This window comes from Rhodanobacter ginsengiterrae (assembly GCF_050026815.1).
In the GTDB taxonomy this organism is placed as follows: domain Bacteria; phylum Pseudomonadota; class Gammaproteobacteria; order Xanthomonadales; family Rhodanobacteraceae; genus Rhodanobacter; species Rhodanobacter ginsengiterrae.
Map to the genome: position 1 here is coordinate 81,870 of NZ_JALBWO010000046.1, position 16,301 is coordinate 98,170.

Sequence of the window (16,301 nt, forward strand, 5' to 3'; positions counted from 1 at the left end):
GCCCTGAAGACTAGCACGCACGCCGCTTGCCGGGCCTTCAGGGGTCCGTGAAGAGCTTGCCGGGATTGAGGATGCCGCGCGGGTCGAACACCTTGCGCACGCCCCGCATCAAGGCAATTTCCGCCGCGCTGCGGGTGCTTTCCAGGTACGCGCGCTTGACCAGGCCGATGCCGTGCTCGGCGGAAATGCTGCCACCGTGGCAATGCAGGGTCGACGCGAGCATGCGGGTCACCTTCTCGCACTGGACGATGAAGGCGTGCTCGTCCAGCGCGTCCGGCCGCAGCACGTTGATATGCAGGTTGCCGTCGCCAATGTGGCCGAACCAGATCACCTCGATGCCGGGGTACTCGCTCGCCAGCAGGGCCTGCATTTCGCACAGGAATGCCGGCACCGCGCTGATCCGCACCGACACGTCATTCTTGTACGGCTGGCGCGGCGCCAGGCTCTCGGTGATGCCTTCGCGCAGACGCCACAATGCCGCTGCCTGCGCCTCGCTCTGCGCGATCACGCCGTCGCTGACCCAACCCTGTTCCAGTGCGTGCTCGAATGCACCCAGCGCGGCTTCGCGCTGCGGCTCGTCGCTCGCATCGAACTCGGTGACCACGTAATACGGGTGATCACCATCGATCGCCCGCTGCGCTCCGTGGGCCAGCACGTGCTGCAGCGCCTGATCGGTGAAGAACTCGAACGCCTGCAAGGACACCCGCGCGCGGAACAGCGCGAACACTTCCATCAGCGCATCCATGTCCGGCAGCGCCAGCAGCATCACCTGGGATGCGGGCGCAGGATCGGTCAATTTCAGCGTCGCCTCGACCACGATGCCCAGGGTTCCTTCCGAACCGATCATCAACTGGCGGAAGTCGTAGCCGCTGGAGTTCTTGATCAGGCCGCGGTTGAGCTCGAGCAGCTCGCCGCTGCCAGCCACCACTTTCAGCCCGGCGACCCACTCCCGCGTGTTGCCATACCGGATCACCCGGATACCGCCGGCGTTGGTGGCGATGTTGCCGCCGATCGAGCACGAGCCGCGGGCGGCGAAGTCGACCGGGTACAACAGGCCATGTGCGCGAGCTGCGTCCTGCACCTGCTGCAGGATCATCCCCGCCTGCACGGTGAGGGTGCGATCGACCGGGTTGAAATCGAGCACCCGGTTCATCCGCTCAAGGCTAAGCACCAGTTCGCCGCTGGCCGCCACCGCACCGCCCGAAAGGCCGGTACGGCCGCCCGAAGGCACGACCGCCACGCCGTGCTCATTCGCCCAGCGCACGATCGCCTGCACCTCCTCGACCGTGGCCGGCAAGGCAATCGCCAGCGGTGCCGGCGTCCAGCGGCGGGTCCAGTCGCGCCCGTAATGTTCGAGATCGCCGGCAGCCGTGAGCAGGCGCAGATCGGGCAGACGAACGGACAGGTCGGCGAGGCGGGGGTCGGACATGCAAGGCTCCAAGTGTTCGCACAGACTGCCAGCCGCACCCTGCCGAGTCCAGTGTTGCAGTGCCGCAAATCCTCACCTACTCTGGTCGGGCCAGCCTCTCCCTCAACTACGGAACGACCCATGCAGACTTCCTACCCGCGCCAGGACATCAAGGTATTGCTGCTGGAGGGAGTGAGCGCCAGCGCGGTCGATGTGTTCCACCGGGCCGGCTACAGCCATGTCGAACTGCATGCGAAGTCGCTGCCGGAGGACGAGCTCATCCAGCGCATCAGTGATGCGCACATCGTCGGCATCCGCTCACGCACCCAGCTCACCAGCGAAGTGCTGGGCCACGCCAAGCGGCTGATCGCCGTGGGCTGCTTCTGCATCGGCACCAACCAGGTGGATCTGGGCGCGGCGCGCAAATCGGGCGTGCCGGTGTTCAACGCGCCCTACTCCAATACCCGCAGCGTGGCCGAACTGGTGATCGCCGAGGCGATCATGCTGCTGCGTGGCATTCCGCAGAAGAACGCGCAATGCCATCGCGGTGGCTGGTCCAAGTCGGCCAGCGGCAGCTACGAAACACGCGACAAGGTGCTCGGCATCGTCGGTTACGGCCACATCGGCACCCAGGTCGGCGTACTGGCCGAAAGCCTCGGCATGCGGGTGATCTTCCACGACATCGAAAGCAAGCTGTCGCTGGGCAATGCCCGCGCCGTAGCGAGCCTCGACGAACTGCTGGAGCGCTCCGACGTCGTCACCTTGCACGTGCCGGAAACCCCAGCCACGCAATTGATGATACGTCACGAGCAACTGGCGAAGATGCGCGCCGGCACGATGCTGATCAACGCCTCGCGCGGCAGCGTGGTGGACATCGAGGCGCTGGCCGCGCTGCTGCGCAATGGTCACCTCGCGGGCGCCGCGGTGGACGTGTTCCCGGCCGAACCGAAAGGCAACGACGATCCGTTCGTCTCGCCACTGGTCGGCATGGACAACGTCATCCTGACCCCGCACATCGGCGGCAGCACGCTGGAGGCGCAGGACAATATCGGCATCGAGGTGGCCAGCAAGCTGGTGCGTTACAGCGACAACGGCTCCACCCTGTCTGCGGTGAACTTCCCCGAGGTCACCCTGCCCGAACACCCGCACAGCCGCCGCCTGCTGCACATCCACCGCAACGTGCCGGGCACGCTGTCGCGCATCAACGAACTGTTTTCCGCCGGCAACATCAATATCGACGCGCAGTTCCTGCAGACCGACAGCGAAGTGGGTTACGTGGTGATCGATGTCAGCGCCGACGAGGCCCAGGCGGACGAGCTGAAGACGCAGCTGGCAGCGATTCCCGGAACCTTGCGCAGCCGCGTGCTGTATTGAGGCCGGGATTCGGGAGTCGGAACTGGGCATTCGGAAGAGCTGAGTTGCGGCTTCGCTATTGCTCTTCCGAATCCCCAATCCCGAATGCCAGATCCCGACATGAAAAAAGCGCCCGAGGGGCGCTTTTTTCATGTCCATGCCGAATTGGTCGGGGCGGCCGGATTTGAACCGACGACCCTCTGCCCCCCAGGCAGATGCGCTACCAGGCTGCGCTACGCCCCGACGAAACAGCAAACGACGATTCTAGCAGCTTGTGGCGTGCTGCCGGAAGCGGGAATTTCGCTTCAGCGACGCAAAAGCGTCAGTACTTCTTCCAGTTCCATCCGCACCTGGCGCACGATCTGGTGCGACATGCTCGCTTCCATGCGCGCCTGCGGGCCTTCCAGCCGTGCACGCGCGCCGGTGATGGTGAAACCCTCGTCGTAAAGCAGCGAGCGGATCTGGCGGATCATCAGTACGTCGTGCCGCTGGTAATAGCGACGGTTGCCACGACGCTTGACCGGATTGAGCGCGGGAAACTCCTGCTCCCAGTAGCGCAGCACATGGGGTTTCACACCGCACAACTCGCCTACCTCACCAATGGTGAAGTAGCGCTTGGCCGGGATGGCAGGCAGTTCGGTGTTATTCCCTTGATCCAGCATAGCCCTCGACTCTTACCTTGAGTTTTTGTCCCGGTCGGAACGTCACCACGCGGCGGGCGGAGATCGGAATCTCCTCGCCGGTCTTGGGATTGCGCCCTGGCCGCTGGTTCTTCAGGCGCAGGTCGAAATTGCCGAAACCGGACAACTTCACCTGCTCGCCATTCTCCAGCGCTCCGCGGACCACCTCGAAATAGGCGTCCACGAATTCCTTCGCCTCACGCTTGTTGAGGCCTACGTCGAGGAAAAGCCGCTCGGCCATTTCCGCCTTGGTCAGCGCCATCTCATCCTCGCAACTTCGCCTTGCATGTTTGCTCCAACGCAGCTATCGCTTCTCGTACGCAACGGTCCGCGTCGTCGTCAGTAAGGGTGCGTGAAGCGTCCTGCAAAATCAAGCCCATAGCGAGACTTTTTCGGCCTGCTTCGACCCCCTTGCCGCTGTAGCGGTCAAAAAGGCGAAGTTCCTTCAGCCGCTCGCCCAGCGTGCTGCGAACCACCTGTTCAATCTGTGACCAGGCGACCGTTTCCGGCACATCCACCGCAATGTCGCGGCGCACCGCCGGGAAACGGGCCACGCTCAGCGCCAGCGGCAGCCGCCGCTGCAGAACGGGCTCCAGGGCCAGTTCGAGCACATGCACATCGGTGCCCAGATCCAGCACCCGCGCCAGTTGCGGGTGCAGCGCGCCAAGGTAGCCCACCGTCGCGCCATCGCGGGCAACCCTTGCACCACGCCCCGGATGCAGCCAGCCCGGCAGGCCATCGGCATGCACCGACCATCGCTGCGGCTCGCCACCCCAGGCAATCAGCGCATCAAGGTCACCCTTGAGGTCGTGAAAATCGAGCGGCCGCGAGGGTTCACCCCACTGTTCGGCACGGGCGTTGCCGCAGGCAACGATGGCCAGGCTGGGGGTTTCGACCGGGGGATCACCGGCCGCGAACACCCGCGCCACCTCGAACAGGCGTACCCGCTCCTGCTGGCGCGCGCGGTTGTGACGCAGCGCTTCGATCAGGCCGGGCAGCAGCGAGGGTCGCATCACCGCCAGATCAGCCGACAGCGGATTGGCCAGCGGCACCGGATGTTCCTTGAAGCCCCAGCTGGCCAGCAGGTCGGCAGCCACGAAGGAAAGGTTGACCGCCTCGTAATAACCGCGCGCGGCCAGTTGCTCGCGCAACGCCAACTCATTGATCCGCGCCTCCGGCTCGACCGCCAGGGTCAGCGCGCCGGCCGGCGTCGCCGCAGGGATGTTGTCGTAACCGAAGATCCGGGCCACTTCCTCGATCAGATCTTCTTCGCGCTCGATGTCGAAGCGGCTGCTTGGTGCGGTGACCTGCCAACCATCGGCAGTCGCCACCACCTGCATGCCCAGGGCGGTGAAGATGCGCGCAACCTCGGCGTCGGCCACCTCGACCCCCAGCACGCGTTTGAGGCGGGCCCGTCGCAGCGCCACTGCGGTCGGCACCGGCAGGTCAGCCAGGTTCTCCGCCACCAGCACCGGACCCGCCTTGCCCCCGGCAATCGCCAGCAGCAGTTCGGTCGCACGCTCCAGCGCACGCCGTGGCAGCGCGGGATCGACGCCACGCTCGAAGCGATGTGAGGCATCGGTATGCAGGCCCAGCTTGCGCGCGCGCCCCATGATCGCGGCCGGCGCAAAGTGCGCGGACTCCAGCAAGATGTTGCTGGTGGCATCGGTGACGCGCGAATCAAACCCGCCCATCACGCCAGCCACCGCCAGCGCCTTGTGCTCGTCGGCGATCAGCACGAAACCCTCATCCAGCCTCGCTTCGTTGCCATCAAGCAGTTGCAGGGTCTCGCCCGCACGCGCGTGACGCACCACGATGTCGCCTTCCAGCGTGTCGTTGTCGAACGCATGCAGCGGCTGGCCCAGTTCCAGCATCACGTAGTTGGTGACGTCCACCACGGCGCTGATCGAACGCAGGCCGGCGCGACGCAGGCGCTCGGCCAGCCAGAGCGGTGTACGCGCGGCCGGATCGATGCCTTCGATGATGCGCCCGAGGTAACGCGGTGCATCCTTGCCGGCCTCCAGGCGAATGCCGCGACGCGCCTGACTGGCGACCGGCGCCACAGCCTGCGCCGGCATCTGCACCGCACTGCCGAACAAGGCCGCCACGTCATGCGCCAGGCCGAACAGACCGAGGCAGTCGGGACGGTTCGGGGTGAGTTTCAGCTCGAAACTGGCGTCGGGCAAACCAAGGTAATCGGCCAGCGACTGGCCGACCGGCGCATCAGCCGGCAGCTCCAGCAAGCCGGATGCATCGGTGTCGATGCCGAGCTCCCTGGCCGAACACAACATGCCGGACGATTCGACACCACGCAGCTTCGCCGCCTTGATCGCGATACCGCCGGGCAATTCCGCGCCCACCATGGCGAGCGGCACCTTGATGCCCACGCGCGCGTTCGGGGCGCCGCAGACGATCTGCAATGGCTCGCCCCGCCCGGCGTCCACCTTGCATACCTGCAGGCGATCGGCTTCCGGATGCTTTTCGGCGGCGATGATCTGGGCGATGACCACGCCGGCGAGATCGTCGCCCAGTGGCGTGAGTTCTTCCACTTCCAGTCCAGCCATGGTCAGCGCATGGGCCAGCTCGGCGCGGTCGGCCTTGATCTGCACCAGCTCGCGCAGCCAGTTCTCGGAGAATTTCATGCTCTTGGATCCCTGTGCTGCGGTTCAGGCGAACTGCTTGAGGAAGCGCAGATCGTTCTCGAAGAACGCGCGCAGATCGGACACGCCGTAGCGCAGCATCGCGAAGCGCTCCACGCCGAGGCCGAAGGCAAAACCGGTGTAGCGCTCCGGATCGATGCCGCAATTCTTCAGCACGTTCGGATGGACCATGCCGCAGCCGAGCACTTCCAGCCAGCGCGTCGAGCCGTCTTCAGCGTCCCAGCGGATATCGACCTCGGCCGAGGGCTCGGTGAACGGGAAATAGCTGGGGCGGAAACGCATCTCGAAATCACGCTCGAAGAACGCGCGGATGAACTCGGCCAGCGTACCTTTGAGGTCGGCGAAACTGGACGTCTCGTCGATCAGCAGGCCTTCGATCTGGTGGAACATCGGCGAGTGGGTCTGGTCCGAATCGCTGCGGTAGACCTTGCCCGGCGCAATGATCCGGATCGGCGGCTGCCGACCGGCCATGGCACGAATTTGCACCGGCGAAGTGTGCGTGCGCAGCAGGCGTCCGTCGCCGAAGTAGAAGGTGTCGTGCATGGCGCGCGCCGGATGGTGCGGCGGAAAATTCAGCGCCTCGAAGTTGTGCCAGTCGTCCTCGATTTCCGGGCCGTCCGCACGCTGGTAGCCCAATCGAGCGAAGATCGAGGAAATGCGCTCCAGCGCACGCGTGATCGGATGGATGCCGCCGCGCTCGCCGTCGCGACCTGGCAGGCTGATGTCGAGCTTCTCCGAAGCAAGGCGGCGTTCCAGTTCGGCCTGTTCCAGCACCTGCTTGCGCGCGGCCAGCGCATCAGCCAGCTGCTCCTTGACCCGATTCACCTCGGCACCGCGCGCCTTGCGCTCGTTCGGCGCCAGTGCACCGAGCGTCTTCAGCGCGGCAGTGACGATGCCACTTTTGCCCAGCAGGCCCACGCGCAGCGCATCGAGCGCCTCCAGCGTGTCGGCCTTGTCGATATCGCCCAGCGCCTGAGCGGCGCGGCTGTCCAGATCATCCATCGATGCGATTCCCACTGAGGACCCACAGAAACGAAAACGGGGAGAAGGCTTTGGCCTCCTCCCCGCGAACGTTCGCTCTTTTGAAGAGTGCGGCCATGGATGGCCGCTCTTGATCTTCGCGATCAAGGATGAGCGCACAAACTACGCCGCCAGACTGGCCTTCGCTTTCTCGGCGATCACTTCAAACGCCTTGATGTCGTGCACGGCGATGTCAGCGAGAACCTTGCGGTCGACGGTGATACCGGCCTTGCTCAAGCCATTGATCAGGCGGCTGTAGGAAAGACCGAACATGCGCGCAGCGGCGTTGATGCGGACGATCCACAACGCGCGGAACTGACGCTTGCGCTGCTTGCGGCCGATATAGGCGTACTGACCGGCCTTGATGACGGCCTGATTGGCAACGCGGAAGACCTTGCGGCGGGCATTGTAGTAACCCTTCGCACGGCCGATGACTTTCTTGTGACGACGACGGGCGGTGACGCCACGCTTTACACGAGCCATGGTCTATCTCCTTACAAGTAGGGCAGCATGCGAATCACGCTGGGCGCATCACACGCCTTCAGGTGGTTCGGTGCACGGAGACCACGCTTCTGCTTGGTCGACTTCTTGGTCAGGATGTGCGACTTGTACGCGTGGCCGCACTTGATCTTGCCCGACGCGGTCTTGCGAAAACGCTTCGCAGCCGCCCGGTTGGTCTTGATCTTGGGCATGGAATGCTCCTTGAGTGGGACGGATCCGAATGCGGACGTCCCGGTTTCTGACTGATCTGGCGGTGACTGCGATCCCGAGGGAATCCTGCCACGCTTTCCGTCCTGCCACGATCGGTGCACGACCCATCCAGGCGGGTCGAACCCACGATTATACGGAGTTCAATCCCCGGATACCAGTAGGAGCGCACCCTGTGCGCGATGCTCTTTCCGTCACGTCGACAAAAAGCATCGCGCACAGGGTGCGCTCCCACGGGCACCGCGGCACCGAAGATGCCGCGGCAGCTCTTATTTCTTCTTCGGACCGATCATCATGACCATCTGACGCCCTTCCAGTCGCGGGAAAGACTCGACCTGACCGTTCTCGCCGATGTCTTCCTGGATCCTCTTGGCCAGATTCTGACCCAGATCCTGATGCGACATCTCGCGGCCACGGAAGCGGATGGTGACCTTGACCTTGTCGCCTTCCTCGAGGAAGCGAAGCATGTTGCGCAGCTTGATCTGGTAGTCGCCCACGTCGGTGACCGGACGGAACTTCACTTCCTTGATCTCGACCTGCTTCTGCTTCTTCTTGGCGGCCTGGACTTTCTTCTGGGCCTCGAACTTGAACTTGCCGTAGTCCATGATGCGGCAGACCGGCGGATCACCATTGGGCTGGATCTCGACCAGATCCATGCCAGCTTCCTGCGCCAGCGCCAGCGCCTCGTCACGGGTCAGGATGCCGAGCTGTTCCGCCTCGGCACCAATGACACGCACCCGCGGCACACGGATTTCCAGGTTACGACGATTGCCCTTGTTGTCGGTGGTTGCGATACCACGATCCTCCAGAAGAAGTAATGTCACTGACCGCCAGACGCTCAGCGTCGGGTTTCGGTCTCCAGTCGCTCGACGAAGTCGGCCAGCGGCATGCTGCCGAGATCTTCACCGGAACGCGTACGTACAGAAACCGTCCCCGTCTCTTTCTCGCGGTCACCGACCACGAGCAGATACGGCACTTTCTGCATCGTATGTTCGCGGATTTTATAGCCGACTTTCTCGTTGCGCAAATCCGATTGTACCCGGAAACCTTTGTCGACAAGGGTTTGCGTCACCTCGCGGACATAATCAGCCTGGGCGTCGGTGATGCTGAACGCCACCGCCTGCACCGGAGCGAGCCACGGCGGCAGCAGGCCGGCATGGTGCTCGATCAGGATGCCGATGAAACGCTCCATCGAGCCCACGATGGCCCGGTGCAACATCACCGGATGCTTCTTTTGCGAGTGTTCGTCGACGTATTCGGCGCCCAGCCGCTCCGGCATCATGAAATCGACCTGCATGGTACCGACCTGCCAGGCGCGGCCGATCGAGTCCTTCAGGTGGTACTCGATCTTGGGGGCGTAGAACGCGCCCTCGCCCGGCAACTCCTCCCACTCCACACCGGCCGCACGCAGCGCACGACGCAGCATTTCCTCGGTGCGATCCCAGAATTCGTCGGAACCGATGCGCTTTTCGGGGCGCAGCGCCAGCTTGATCGCCAGGTCGGTGAAGCCGAAATCGGCGTAGACCTTCATCGCCTGCAGGTGGAAGGCGGTGACTTCAGACTCGACCTGCTCCGGCGTGCAGAAGATGTGGCCGTCGTCCTGGGTGAACGCACGCACGCGCATGATGCCGTGCAGCGCGCCGGACGGTTCGTTGCGGTGGCATCCACCGAATTCGCCATAGCGGATCGGCAGTTCGCGGTAGCTGTGCAGGCCGGTATTGAACACCTGCACGTGGCCCGGGCAGTTCATCGGCTTCAGCGCGAACGTGTGCTTTTCCGACTCGGTGAAGAACATGTTCTCGGCGTAGTTGTCCCAGTGCCCGGACTTCTTCCACAGCGACACGTCCAGCACCATCGGACAGCGTATTTCCTGATAGCCGCTGCTCTTGTACACGCCGCGCATGTACTGCTCGACCTGCTGCCAGATCGCCCAGCCGTTCGGGTGCCAGAACACCATGCCCGGACTTTCTTCCTGCTGATGGAACAGGTCCAGCTGCTTGCCGATCTTGCGATGGTCGCGCTTCTCGGCTTCTTCCAGCTGGTACAGGTACGCCTTCAGGTCCTTGTCGTTGAGCCAGGCGGTGCCGTAGATGCGGGTCAGCATGGCGTTGTTGGAATCGCCACGCCAGTACGCGCCGGCCACCTTCATCAGCTTGAACGCGCGCAGCTTGCCGGTATCGGGCACGTGCGGGCCACGGCACAGATCGGTGAACTCGCCCTGGGAATACAGCGACAGCGGCTCGTCGGACGGGATCGACGCGATGATCTCGGCCTTGTAGTTCTCGCCCAGGCCACGGAAGAACGCCACCGCCTCGTCGCGCGACTTCACGCTGCGCGTCACCGGCAACTGTTCGGCAACAAGCTTGTGCATTTCCGCCTCGATCTTGGGCAGATCATCCGGCGTGAACGGTCGCTCATAGGCAAAGTCGTAATAGAAGCCGTTGTCGATCACCGGACCGATCGTGACCTGCGCCCCCGGGAACAGCCGCTGCACGGCCTGCCCCATCAAATGCGCGGTGGAATGGCGCAGGATCTCCAGCGCCTCGGGGCTCTTCTCGGTGACGATCTGCAGGCTGGCGTCGTGCTCGATCATGAAGCTGGCATCGACCAGCTTGCCGTCAACCTTGCCGGCCAGGGTCGCCTTGGCCAGACCGGCGCCGATCGAGGCGGCCACGTCCTGCACGGTAACGGGATGATCGAACGGCCGTTTGCTGCCGTCGGGTAGCGTGATTTCAATCATGGGAACCATTCTCTGAAAAGCAAAAAAGGGCATCCGCCCTTCTTCGACAAAAGCACAAGGCGTCGTGTAGTCAGCAGGAGCAGCGGGTAGTTGCCATGTCGCACACTCGGCCGGCGCGAAGCGGGCCACCTTGATCTTGTGGATTGAAGAAACGCTAGTTTAGCCCAGATCGGCTGTCAATCCTCCGCTTTCGGGGCCGCGTCCACGGCGGCCCGCGATAGAATGCAGTCGATCTTCCGAGGGCATTCCATGCGCATCCTGGTTACCGGCACCGCCGGCTTCATTGGCGCCGCACTGACCCAGCGCCTGCTGGCGCGCGGCGACGTGGTCCACGGCTTCGACAACCACAACGACTACTATGACCCGGCACTGAAGGAAGCGCGGCTGGCGCGCTTCATCGATCACCCGAACTACAGCCACCAGCGCGCCGACCTGGCCGATGCCGAGGCGATCGACCATGCCTTCGCCACGTTCAGGCCGCAGCGGGTGGTGAACCTGGCCGCGCAGGCCGGCGTGCGCTACTCGATCCAGAACCCGCGCGTGTACGTGCAGAGCAATCTGGCCGGCTTCGTCAATATCCTCGAAGGCTGCCGCCATGGCGGTGTGGAGCACCTCGTCTACGCCTCTTCCAGCTCGGTCTATGGCGCCAATCGCAAGCTGCCTTTTGCAGTGGAGGATGCGGTAGACCATCCGGTCAGTCTCTACGCGGCCAGCAAGAAGGCGAACGAGCTGATGGCGCACACGTACAGCCATCTATACGGCATCCCGACCACCGGCCTGCGCTTCTTCACCGTCTACGGCCCATGGGGCCGGCCGGACATGTCGCCGATGCTGTTCGCCGACCGGATCAGCCGCGGCGAACCGATCGACGTGTTCAACTACGGCAACCACAGCCGCGACTTCACCTATATCGACGATATCGTCGAGGGCGTGATCCGCACGCTCGATCAACCGGCCACGGCGGACCCGGCTTACAACGCAGAGCTGCCCAACCCCGGCACGTCGAATGCGCCTTATCGGGTCTACAACATCGGCAACGACCAGCCAGTGCAACTGCTGCGCTTCATCGAGCTGCTGGAACAGAACCTCGGCCGCAGCGTGGAAAAACGCCTGCTGCCGATGCAGCCGGGCGACGTGCCGGACACCTGGGCCGATGTGTCGGCGCTGCGCAGGGACGTGGGCTATGCGCCGTCCACGTCGATCGAGGATGGCGTGGCGCGCTTCGTCGAGTGGTACCGGGGGTACTTCGAGAAGTGAGAGTTGAGGAGTGAGAAGTGAGAGAAAGCTGGAACGGAGCGCCGCTCGCCCTTGGCTTTCTCTCTCTTCTCACTCCTCTCCCCTCACTCCCGCTTTCAAAACGGCTTGGCCAGCACCAGCCAGATCACCAGCAGCAACAGCAGCACCGGCAACTCGTTGAGCCAGCGCAGCGCCTTCGAGGAAGGCAGCGCCACACCCTTGGCGTGGTTCTTGAGCAGGCGCCCGGCCCAGATGAAATAAGCCAGCAGCACTGCCACCAGGGTCAGCTTGGCATCGATCCAGTGCATGCCGGCAGTGACGTTGGGCAAGCTCTGCGGAAACACGCGCCAGCCCTGCCACAGGATCAGGCCGAAGGCGAAGGCGAGGCCGAACATGTTGTGGCCGAACTTGTACAGGCGACGTCCCATCAGCTGCAATCGCGCCTGCACGGGCGGTTCGCCCGCGCTCTCGGCCAGGTTCACCAGGATCCGTGGCAGGTAGAACACCGTGGCCATCCAGGCGATCACGAACAGCAGGTGCAGCGATTTGATCAGCAGATAGGTCATGGCGGAGACGGGTGGCCGCTGCGGCATGCAGCAGGCGCGATGATAACGCGGCGGCGGCGTTCAATCCGACGCCGGACCGACACGCTCCAGCAAGGCCTGCAGCAGCCGCTGCTGGACTGCCGCATCGAGTGGAGCGTTGTGGCGATCGGTGAGCTGGAAGAAATCCTCCACCCGTTCGCCGAAGGTGGCGATGCGCGCGTCGTGCACGCGCACGCCGGTGCCGGACATCACCTGCGCCACGGCGGCCAGCAGGCCGGGACGATCGGTACCGATCAGGGCGAGTTGGGTGCGATCCCCGGCAGCGTGGAAGCTGATCCTCGGCGTCATCTGGAAATGCTTCTGATGACGCGACATGCCGCGCTTGCTCGGCTGCACGCCGGTCGACTGGGCCAGTGCACGTTGCAGTCGCTGCTGCAGTTCCTCCGCGCGCGCCGCGCTCACCGGCTGCTGGCTGTCCGCGTCCAGCAACAGGAACGTGTCCAGTGCCATGCCGGTGGGCGAGCTGAGGATGCGCGCCTCCATCACCGAGAATCGCAGGCGATCCAGCACGGCGGTCACCGTCGCAAACAGGCCGTCGCGATCAGGCGTATAGACGAACAGCTCGGTACTGCCGCGCACCGACAGCGGGTGCACGGCCACCAGCGGCACGGCGCCGTTCGCCTGCAGGATGGCGGCGGTCTGCCAGGCGATCTGCTCGGGCCGATGGCGCAGGAAGCTGAGTTGCGGGAAGTCCGCCCACACGCGGACCACGTCGGCTTCGGCATGCCCCTGGTCGAGCAGCAGGGCGAGCGCGTACTCGGAACAGTCGCGCACGCGCTCGCCGATGTCGCGCGGCAGCTCCACGTCGCTGCGCAGCGCATAGCGGGTGCTGGTGTACAGATCGGCCAGCAGACGATCCTTCCAGCCATTCCACAGCCGCGGGCTGGTGCCGATGATGTCGGCGACGGTCAGCAGGTAGAGCTGGCCCAACTGCTCGCGATTGCCGACCACCTCGGCGAAGCGGTGCACCACGTCCGGGTCGGTGATGTCCTGGCGCTGCGCGGTGGTGCTCATCAGCAGGTGCCAGCGCACCAGCCACGCGATCCGATCGATATCGGCCGGCGGCAGGCCCAGCCGACCGCAGAACGCGCGGGCGTCTTCCTCGCCCAGCACCGAGTGGTCGCCGCCGCGTCCTTTCGCGATGTCGTGGAACAGCCCGGCCAGCAGCAGCACTTCCGGCGTGGGCAGGCCGGCCCAGATCTCGCAGCCCAGCGAAAATTCGCGCTGCGCCGCCGGATCGGCAAAGCGCGCCAGATTGCGCAGCACGCGCAAGGTGTGTTCATCGACGGTGTAGACATGGAACAGGTCGTACTGCATGCGGCCGAACACCTTGCCGAACGCGGGCAGGATCGCCGCCAGCAGGCCGTGCCGGTTCATCCGCCAGAGTGCTTCCACCGCCGGCGCGCCACGACGCAGCAACCGCAGGAAGGCGGCCAGGACGTCGCGATCGTCGGCCAGCGCGTCACCGTGCACGGCGGTGGCCTGATGGATCCGCCGCATGGTATCTGCGGTAAAGCCAAGCAGACCCGGCTGGTCGAGCCGGGCGATGAAGATCTCCACCAGCGCGGCGGGACGGCGCATGAACAGTTGCGGATCGATCGCTGCCAGGCGCGATCCGTAGCGCACGAAGGCGTCCCCCACCGGCAGCGCCTCGCCGGGCAGTTCCAGCATTTCCTCGAAGCGCTCGGCCACCTGCACACCCAGTCGCTCCACCTGGCTGGCCGCGCGGTAATAGCCCTGCATGAACTGCTCCACGCCCAGATTCTTCGCGTGTTCGTCCTCGAAGCCCAGCCGCTCGGCCAGTGCCCGCTGGTAGTCGAACAGCAGGCGCTCCTCGGCACGTCCGGCCTCCAGATGCAGCGCATAGCGATAGCGGCGCAAGGTGGCCTCGGACTCCTCCAGCACGGACTGCTCGGCAGGGTCGAGCAGGCCCTCGTTGACCATGTCCGCCAGGTCATTGGCATGCGCCAGCCGCCGGCCCATCCAGCGCAGCGAGTCGAGCGTGCGCAAGCCGCCCGGACCATCCTTCAGGTTGGGCTCGAGGTTGTAGGCGGTGTCGTCGTAGCGCGCATGGCGTGCATTGCGCTCGGCCAGCCGCGCGGCCAGGTACTCGCGCGGCGGCCACAGCGCCGGATCATCAACGATGGCGCGCAGCACGCTTTCCATCGCGGGGTCGCCGGCCAGCCGCCGCGCGTCGAGCAAGCTGGTGAACACACTCGCTTCCTGCGCCGCAAGCGCACGACACTGGGCCGGCTCGCGGACGGCATGGCCGACCTTCAGGCCGATGTCCCACAAGGTGGCGAAGCACTGTTCGAAGGCGCGCAACCGCGCCGGGTCCGGCGCCTGCGCCAGGGCCAGCAGGTCCACGTCGGAACAGGGGAACAACAGCCCGCGGCCGAAGCCGCCGACGGCGAACAGCGCGGTACCGGCGACCTCGCCCAGGCAGGCGGTCCATACATGCGCCACGATGCGCGCCACCGATTCGCCCCGTCGCCGGGCCAGCGCGCTGGCATCGGCACCATCACGGAACGCGGTGGCCAGGGCCCGGTCGACATCGCCCAGCAGTTGTCGCAAGGCCCGCCGCGCATCGGTGGAAACGCCCGAACGCGGCACCGCCAGCGGCAGGCGCGGCAAAGGGGGAAGTGCTGGAGAGCCGGTTGGCATGCGGAGAGCAGGGAGTGAGCGAAGAGGACTGAAGAAGTGAGAGAGGCAGTCTGCCATGTATCCACGGCAACCGACGTCAGCGTCGCGTGCCCGATTCTCTTTCCTTACGCCTCTTCAATCACTCCCGCTTCAAGCGTCGGGCCAGGCCGTGAGGATCTCGAAGCCATCGTCGGTGACCGCGATGGTGTGCTCCCACTGCGCCGACAGCGAATGGTCGCGGGTGACCACGGTCCAGCCATCCGGCAGTTGCCGTGTTTGCGGCTTGCCGGCGTTGATCATCGGCTCGATGGTGAACGTCATGCCCTTCTTCAGTTCCACGCCGGTACCCGGCTTGCCGTAATGCAGTACCTGCGGCTCGTCGTGATAGACCTTGCCGATGCCGTGGCCACAGTATTCGCGCACCACCGAAAAGCCGGCCGCCTCGGCATGCTGCTGGATCGCATGGCCGACATCGCCCAGGGTGGCCCCCGGGCGCACCGCCTGGATGCCGCGCATCATCGCCTCGAAGGTGGTGTCCATCAGCCGCTTGGCCAGCACCGACGGCGTGCCGGCGACATACATGCGACTGGTATCGCCGTGCCAGCCATCCTTGATCACGGTGACATCGAGGTTGACGATGTCGCCGTCCTTGAGCACCTTGCCCTCGTTCGGAATGCCATGACAGATCACGTGATTGACCGAGGTGCACAGGGTCTTGGGGAAGCCGTGGTAGCCGACATTCGCCGGAATCGCCTGCTGCACGTTGACGATGTGCTCGTAGGCACGCCGGTCCAGCTCTTCGGTGGTGACACCGGGCTTGACATAGTCCTTGAGCATGGCCAGCACTTCGGCCGCCAGCTTGCCGGCGACGCGCATGCCTTCGAGGTCTTCGGGAGATTTGAGGGTAATGGCCATAGGTTCCACTCAGGTGGCGGCAGCGGCCTTCGGGTTCAAGTCATTGAATCCGCAGCAACTTGCCGCACTGCCGGCGCACCGGCTATAATTTCGGAGTTTTGCAGACCTGACAGGCCTTGTTGAAGGCCGGCCAGCGCAAAGCGAACCGGGATTGTAACCCTCAGCGGTACAACACCCAAACCAACGCCACACACGCATCGGCACCGCCTTCGGGGTGCTGCGCCTCGCCCACCATCGGCAGTTCACCACTGCGCCGGGCAAGTCGCGGTCGAAGCCGGGGATGCGTGGAGGTCCCAACCCCCAGGTTCCTCCCAAGGGAACCGACAATCGGAG

At 64.7% G+C, this 16,301-nt stretch carries 14 protein-coding genes and 1 tRNA gene; 2 read left to right on the forward strand and 13 right to left on the reverse strand.

Annotated elements, in window-relative coordinates:
- Nucleotides 1–37: 37 nt before the first annotated feature.
- Entirely contained in the window at nt 38–1,429 is a 1,392-nt protein-coding gene (locus ACQGNJ_RS04840; RefSeq protein ID WP_426688104.1) for an FAD-binding oxidoreductase, read from the reverse strand.
- A gap of 120 nt (nt 1,430–1,549) precedes the next feature.
- Here ACQGNJ_RS04840 and serA point away from each other — a divergent pair, with 120 nt between their 5' ends.
- Complete coding sequence (serA, locus tag ACQGNJ_RS04845) at nt 1,550–2,782, forward strand: phosphoglycerate dehydrogenase (RefSeq protein ID WP_426688105.1); 1,233 nt, start codon at nt 1,550–1,552, stop codon at nt 2,780–2,782.
- Between the two features lie 145 nt (nt 2,783–2,927).
- Here serA and ACQGNJ_RS04850 read toward each other — a convergent pair.
- The 9 genes from ACQGNJ_RS04850 to thrS form a co-directional block, all read right to left on the reverse strand.
- Nucleotides 2,928–3,004 (reverse strand) — tRNA-Pro (locus ACQGNJ_RS04850).
- Nucleotides 3,005–3,066: 62 nt separating this feature from the next.
- On the reverse strand, nt 3,067–3,423 hold the full coding sequence (locus ACQGNJ_RS04855; protein WP_007804493.1) for a MerR family transcriptional regulator: 357 nt from the start codon (nt 3,421–3,423) through the stop codon (nt 3,067–3,069).
- Nucleotides 3,404–3,703: an integration host factor subunit alpha gene (gene ihfA / locus ACQGNJ_RS04860; protein WP_007804491.1), complete on the reverse strand. Its 300-nt coding sequence runs from the start codon at nt 3,701–3,703 to the stop codon at nt 3,404–3,406. Before ihfA ends, ACQGNJ_RS04855 begins: the two co-directional genes overlap by 20 nt.
- Before the next feature lies 1 nt (nt 3,704).
- Entirely contained in the window at nt 3,705–6,083 is a 2,379-nt protein-coding gene (gene pheT, locus ACQGNJ_RS04865) for a phenylalanine--tRNA ligase subunit beta (RefSeq protein WP_426688106.1), read from the reverse strand.
- Nucleotides 6,084–6,107: 24 nt separating this feature from the next.
- Nucleotides 6,108–7,103 carry a phenylalanine--tRNA ligase subunit alpha gene (gene pheS, locus ACQGNJ_RS04870; RefSeq protein WP_426688107.1) on the reverse strand — a complete coding sequence of 332 codons (996 nt, stop codon included), beginning with the start codon at nt 7,101–7,103 and terminating at the stop codon, nt 6,108–6,110.
- A gap of 141 nt (nt 7,104–7,244) precedes the next feature.
- Nucleotides 7,245–7,604, reverse strand: a complete 360-nt coding sequence (rplT, locus tag ACQGNJ_RS04875; RefSeq protein WP_072757645.1) for a 50S ribosomal protein L20 — start codon at nt 7,602–7,604, stop codon at nt 7,245–7,247.
- Between the two features lie 11 nt (nt 7,605–7,615).
- Complete coding sequence (gene rpmI / locus ACQGNJ_RS04880; protein WP_426688108.1) at nt 7,616–7,813, reverse strand: 50S ribosomal protein L35; 198 nt, start codon at nt 7,811–7,813, stop codon at nt 7,616–7,618.
- Nucleotides 7,814–8,098: 285 nt separating this feature from the next.
- Complete coding sequence (gene infC, locus ACQGNJ_RS04885; protein WP_426688143.1) at nt 8,099–8,623, reverse strand: translation initiation factor IF-3; 525 nt, start codon at nt 8,621–8,623, stop codon at nt 8,099–8,101.
- A 44-nt stretch (nt 8,624–8,667) separates the two neighbouring features.
- A complete protein-coding gene (gene thrS, locus ACQGNJ_RS04890) occupies nt 8,668–10,569 on the reverse strand; it encodes a threonine--tRNA ligase (RefSeq protein ID WP_426688109.1) in 1,902 nt (633 codons plus the stop codon).
- A gap of 249 nt (nt 10,570–10,818) precedes the next feature.
- Between thrS and ACQGNJ_RS04895 the strand changes: the two genes are divergently transcribed.
- Nucleotides 10,819–11,826: an NAD-dependent epimerase gene (locus ACQGNJ_RS04895; protein ID WP_426688110.1), complete on the forward strand. Its 1,008-nt coding sequence runs from the start codon at nt 10,819–10,821 to the stop codon at nt 11,824–11,826.
- Between the two features lie 95 nt (nt 11,827–11,921).
- On the opposite strand, the gene ACQGNJ_RS04900 is transcribed toward ACQGNJ_RS04895, so the two are convergent.
- From ACQGNJ_RS04900 to map, 3 genes are all read right to left on the reverse strand, one after another.
- Complete coding sequence (locus tag ACQGNJ_RS04900) at nt 11,922–12,371, reverse strand: CopD family protein (RefSeq protein ID WP_426688111.1); 450 nt, start codon at nt 12,369–12,371, stop codon at nt 11,922–11,924.
- Nucleotides 12,372–12,431: 60 nt separating this feature from the next.
- Nucleotides 12,432–15,074 (reverse strand): [protein-PII] uridylyltransferase, encoded by a 2,643-nt coding sequence (gene glnD, locus ACQGNJ_RS04905; RefSeq protein ID WP_426688112.1) that lies wholly within the window; start codon nt 15,072–15,074, stop codon nt 12,432–12,434.
- Nucleotides 15,075–15,203: 129 nt separating this feature from the next.
- Nucleotides 15,204–15,968, reverse strand: a complete 765-nt coding sequence (gene map / locus ACQGNJ_RS04910; RefSeq protein ID WP_426688113.1) for a type I methionyl aminopeptidase — start codon at nt 15,966–15,968, stop codon at nt 15,204–15,206.
- Between the last annotated feature and the right edge of the window lie 333 nt (nt 15,969–16,301).